This window comes from Aquimarina sp. U1-2 (assembly GCF_017897595.1).
Classification (GTDB): domain Bacteria; phylum Bacteroidota; class Bacteroidia; order Flavobacteriales; family Flavobacteriaceae; genus Aquimarina.
On record NZ_JAGKIK010000063.1, the window covers coordinates 1 to 494 of the forward strand.

The 494-nt window shown below is 34.8% G+C and carries 1 protein-coding gene; it reads right to left on the reverse strand.

Features of this window, described 5'->3' with window-relative positions:
- The coding region (locus J8281_RS19025; RefSeq protein WP_210199238.1) for an NUDIX domain-containing protein at positions 1 to 494 on the reverse strand (494 nt) is incomplete at both ends.

Below are 494 nucleotides of genomic sequence, written 5' to 3' on the forward strand. Positions count from 1 at the left end.
TTTTGATACTTTTTCAGCAAGTTCGTCAAGCACATTTAGGCTTATTATTTTCTTTCTAAAATTACGCCTGTCAATTTCTCGACCCAATAGTGTAGTATATAGTTTTTCTAAATCTGAAAATGGGAATTTCTTATCAAGCAACTCAAAACCTATGGGCTCATAAGTGATTTTATCTTGTAATCTCTTTATGGCCATATTTAAAATCTCCTCATGGTCAAATGAAAGCTCAGGCAGCTCATTAATATTAAACCATAGAACTTCAGAAGCATCTGTGGATGCAAATATTTTAAATGTATTAGGTCTCACTAAACCAAAATAAGCAATAGATACCACTCTCCCTCTAGGGTCTCGTGTTGGTTTCCCAAATGTATACAATTGCTCAAGGTAATTTATTTTAACCCCCGTCTCTTCTTGCAGTTCTCTTTCTACAGCTTCCTCTAAGGATTCATCATTTAAAACAAATCCCCCAGGGATAGCCCATTTACTTTTAAAGG